Annotated in this window: 4 protein-coding genes; 1 reads left to right on the top strand and 3 read right to left on the bottom strand. The window is 62.8% G+C overall.

Annotation, left to right across the window (positions count from 1 at the left end; all coding sequences use genetic code 11):
* A partial coding sequence (locus WBB85_RS22820) for a 2Fe-2S iron-sulfur cluster-binding protein (protein ID WP_432640861.1) occupies positions 1-568 on the bottom strand: 568 nt, incomplete at its 3' end.
* Between the two features lie 263 nt (positions 569-831).
* Here WBB85_RS22820 and WBB85_RS22815 point away from each other — a divergent pair.
* Positions 832-1,653, top strand: coding sequence for a DUF6544 family protein (locus WBB85_RS22815; protein ID WP_432640860.1), 822 nt, complete (start codon positions 832-834; stop codon positions 1,651-1,653).
* Positions 1,654-1,674: 21 nt separating this feature from the next.
* Here the strand turns inward: WBB85_RS22815 and WBB85_RS22810 are convergent, their stop codons facing one another.
* Positions 1,675-2,616 (bottom strand): hypothetical protein, encoded by a 942-nt coding sequence (locus tag WBB85_RS22810; RefSeq protein WP_432640859.1) that lies wholly within the window; start codon positions 2,614-2,616, stop codon positions 1,675-1,677.
* 6 nt (positions 2,617-2,622) lie between these two features.
* A partial coding sequence (locus WBB85_RS22805) for a TRAP transporter large permease (protein WP_432640858.1) occupies positions 2,623-3,779 on the bottom strand: 1,157 nt, incomplete at its 5' end.

Genomic DNA, 3,779 nt, shown 5'->3' with positions numbered 1-3,779 from the left:
GATGGTCCTCGTACCATTCCGCCAGCGCATCCGATGTCGCGGGCGCGAAGGGGGCGTCATCCCCGACCAACGCCCCCAGATCCTCGGCCATCCAGTCCGGCACGAGCGCTTCCGCCGCAGCCTCTGCGGCGCGGATGATCGGTGCATAGCCGGTGCAGCGGCAGAGATTGCCCGCGAGGTAATCGTCATGATCGGTCGCGCCGTTCTTCTGCGCCGCCGCCATCGACATGACGAAACCCGGCGTGCAGAAGCCGCATTGGCTGCCATGCTTTTCGACCATCGCCGTCTGCACCGGATGCACCTCGCCCTTCGGGCCGGTCAGGCCCTCGACCGTGCGCACCGCGCGCCCGTGCAGCTGCGGCAGGAAGAGGATGCAGGCATTCAGTGCGCGGCTTCCCTGATCGTCACTCACCATGACGGTACAGGCGCCGCAATCGCCCTCATTGCAGCCTTCCTTTGTTCCCGTCAGGCCACGCGTTTCGCGCAGCCAATCCAGAAGTGTCCGGGTCGGGCTTTCCCCCGACACAGTCACCGGCGTTCCGTTCAAGAGAAACGCTATGTCGTTCATTGAATGAACCCGCCGCCTTCTCTGCTTTCCGGCCAGTTGCGCACCCGCCCGATGCGGCGTAAAGCGGATGTCGCGTGCCTCCCTTCATCCATGAAGCGCCGAACCCCCTCGCAAGGCAAGCTAAACCTTTCACGAAAATCGTTGAGCAGTTTCTTGGATATCAAGAAAGTGGCGGGAAACCGTTCAGCCCGCAATGCTCTGCTGGCAATACGTCCGTTGCACCGTCATAATCACCGCAGGGTGGTTTGAACGCCGGGGAGGGAATGGAGACAGCATTATATGTGCTTGTCCTGGTGTCTCTGGCCCTTATCGTGGCGCAGGTCACGGCGGGCCGTCGGCACCGTGCGCATGTCCTGGGGCTGGCCGCCCGGCTGCAGGACAGCACGCCGGTTCGTGATGTTGAGGCTGCACTTCCCTCAATGGTCGCTGATTTTGCCCGCCGCAACGGGGCCGACCCAGTTCGACCCAACCGCGTTGCGACCTTTCACCAGGCCGGAGAGCTCAGGGTGCGAAAGGGCGGGGCATTCCGGTCCTTCCTTGCCTGGCAGGTCGTGGCCTTGGGCCGGGCGGGGTTTTTGTGGGAGGCGCGCCAGACCGGTGCGTCCCCGTTTTGGATACGTGTGCTCGATGCGTATATCGGTTCCGAAGGATGGCTGAAGGTCTGGTTGTTCGGAACCGTTCCCATTGCCAAGGCGGAAGGCACAGATGTCACGTTGGGGGAAGCCTATCGCTATCTTGCCGAACTGCCCTGGGCACCGGATGCAATTCTGGGCAATCCCGATCTGGCATGGCGGGTGACAGGACCGGACAGCGCGGAAGTGCGGATGACCGTGCAGGAGGGGACAGCCCGCGTGACCTTCCGCTTCGATGCGACAGGCGACATTGTCAGGATGGAAGCCTCTGGCCGTCCGGCCCGCGATGCGGACGGAAACCTCGCGAGTTATGACTGGCGTGGCCAGTTTGGCGGCTACGCCTGGATCGGCAACCGTCGTATCCCCTCGACGGGTGAGGTGGGCTATGTCTATCCGTCGGGGTACGAGACCTACTTTCGGGGGCGGATCACGGATTACGTCGTGTCGACGTAACACGTCTGTGCCGGTGAGGTTTCAGCCGCGCGCCATGCGGCGGTAGAAAGCCGAGAGCACCAGCGGTGTCGTATACATCGGGATCTGGTAGCAGCCGATGAACATGAGCAGTTGATCGGTTGTCGCGGGCGGCAGCGCTACGAGGAAAAGCGCGATATTGCGGTTCCCCGCGACAATGGCTTTGGCAGGAAGCCCCTGTGGCGCATCTGAAATGCGCAGCAGCAACGCAGCCGCGATCTGAAAGCCGAAATTCACCAGGAATGCGAAGCCGATCCAGAACAGGAGTGAGATGGGCGCTGTTCGCAAGGCCGGACCCACTGCGGACATCAGGCCTATGACCACGACAGCCATGGTCAGCGCCGAAGCGCCGTCGAGCGCCGCGATGCCCCGCGCATCAAACTGCCGCAGAATCGTCCGGCGCAGGGTGAACGCGGCCAGTGCCGCACCAGCGATCACCAGAAGAAGCCGCCCGGCGGAATGGACGACCTGCCCACCGCTTCCCAGCATCGGCATGACGTGAAACACCGGCAGGACGGTCAGCGGCAACAGGGCCGTCCCGACAATCAGCAGGCGAAAGGCCGGGGCGGGATCGGCGCCGGACAGGATGGCGAGGTTGGGGCTGCCCGAGATCGACGGGGCCGAGAGCATCAGCACGACTGCCAGGGCGGCGGGCGTATTGGCCAGGCCGCATACAAGGACAAGCATTGCGGCTGCGAGCGGGAGGAGCAGTTGATAGAGCAGGGTCAGACCCAGCGTCGACCCTGCGCTGCGCAGCGAACCTGTGACCCGGTCAGGGCCGACCCGCAAGGCGGCAAGGAACAAAAGCAGTGCCACCAGTTCCTGCAGCCACGGTTTCAATGCCGATGCGAGGGCGGGCATAAGCGCGCCCGCGATCAGTCCGCCAATCAGTAGTAACCGCCCATGCCGTGCGGCGAGGGTCAGGGTTGTGACAGGCAGGCTCACACCCCTCTATCCGCCCGGTCGCTGGATGATGTTTTCCGGCAGCCATGTCGCCAGACCGGGAAAGGCGATCAGGACAAAGACCATCACAACCATGATCAGAAACATCGGGATCGCCGCTTTGGAGATGAAGTTCATCTCATGCCCGGTCATGCCCTGCAGCACGAAAAGGTTGAAGCCGATGGGCGGGGTGATCTGCGCCATCTCGACCACGACGACGATGAAGATGCCGAACCAGATGATGTCGATGCCCGCTTGTCGGATCATCGGCTCCACCACCGCCATGGTGAGAACGACCGAGGAGATACCGTCAAGGAAACAGCCCAGCACGATGTAGAATACGAGAAGCGCCATCAGCAGTTCCAGCTTGGTCAGCCCCAGCGAGCCGATCCATGTGGCCAGCGCGCGCGGCAGGCCGGTGAAGCCCATCGACAAGGACAGGAACGCGGCCCCGGCAAGGATCAGCGCGATCATCGCCGAGGTGCGCGTTGCCCCCATCAGGCTTTCCTTCACGCTCTGCCAGTTGAGCGAGCCCTGTGCTGCCGCCAGAGCCATGGCGCCCAGAACCCCGAAGGTCGCCGCCTCGGTCGCGGTCGCGAAGCCGAGATACATGGAGCCGATCACCAGTGTGATCAGCAAAAGAACAGGGATCAGGAAGCGCGAGTTTTTCAGCTTTTCGGCAAGGGTCGTCACCGGTTCCGGCGTCGGTTCGAAGCGGGACGACAGCTTCGAATATATCGCGATATAGCCCATGAACATCGAGGCGAGCACGAGCCCGGGGAAGATACCCGCCATGAAGAGCTTGGAGATGCTTTCGTTGATCGTCACGCCGTAGACGATCAGCGTCAGCGAGGGCGGGATCATCAGGCCCAGCGTCGCCGCCCCGGCAAGCGTGCCGATTACCATCGGTTCAGGGTAGTTGCGTTTCATCAGTTCCGGGATGGACATTTTACCGACCGTTGTCAGCGTCGCCGCCGATGAACCTGAGACGGCGGCGAAGACAGTGCAGCCCACCACATTGGTGTGCAAAAGCCCCCCGGGCAGCCGCGCCATCCAGGGTGAGAGTCCCCGGAACATGTCCTCGGACAGCCGGGTTCGATAGAGGATCTCGCCCATCCAGATAAAAAGCGGCAGGGCTGTCAGAGACCACGAGGACGAGGATCGCC

The organism is Albidovulum sp. (genome assembly GCF_049646345.1).
GTDB lineage: Bacteria > Pseudomonadota > Alphaproteobacteria > Rhodobacterales > Rhodobacteraceae > Albidovulum.
Note: the sequence above shows the minus strand (reverse complement) of the source record. Positions and strands in the feature narration are given on the sequence as shown.

Bases quoted from the DNA above. Each gene is read 5' to 3' on its own strand.
- WBB85_RS22815 (WP_432640860.1), top strand. From the start codon at position 832: ATGGAGACAGCATTATATGTGCTTGTCCTGGTGTCTCTGGCCCTTATC.